General features: G+C 72.9%; 2 pseudogenes. One reads left to right on the plus strand and one right to left on the minus strand.

The annotated features are described in order from the left end of the window. Nucleotides 1–350 (minus strand): annotated as a pseudogene (locus LPA54_RS39015) (phenylacetic acid degradation protein PaaN); the annotation flags it as partial. Here LPA54_RS39015 and LPA54_RS39020 point away from each other — a divergent pair. Continuing rightward, nucleotides 349–429, plus strand: a pseudogene (locus LPA54_RS39020) (hypothetical protein); the annotation flags it as partial. The pseudogenes LPA54_RS39015 and LPA54_RS39020 sit on opposite strands and share 2 nt — an antisense overlap. Between the last annotated feature and the right edge of the window lie 14 nt (nucleotides 430–443).

Consider the following 443-nt stretch of genomic DNA (forward strand, 5'->3'; position numbering starts at 1 on the left):
GCGCCGTCGCACAGGGCCGCGTTGGCCGCCGGGTTGCCGCCGGAGCCGTGGAAGTCGGAGAAGGCGGCCGTCTGGTTCACATAGACCCCGCCGGTGAGGTTCAGCGAGAGCTGGGCGGCCTCTTCCAGGCAGACCTCCTGCACGGCCTCCTCGACCTCCGGGGACGTCGTGTACGCGCCGACGGTCATCGCGCCCTTCTCCCGGATCGTGCGCCGCAGCAGCTCCGTCGCGTCGGCGGCCGAGTCCACGGCGACCAGGAAGGAGACCGGGCCGAAGCACTCGCTCATGTAGGCGGCCTCGGCGTCCGGCTTGGCACCGTCCAGCTTCACGATCACCGGCGTGCGCACCATGGGGCAGGGAATCGCCCAGGTCGCGCTGGTCGCGGGCCATCCCGTGCGGCTCTACGACGTCGCCCCGGGCCTGGCCCGCTAGGCCGCCGACGC

The sequence above is a fragment of the Streptomyces sp. DH12 genome, assembly GCF_020873895.1.
Classification (GTDB): Bacteria; Actinomycetota; Actinomycetes; order Streptomycetales; family Streptomycetaceae; genus Streptomyces.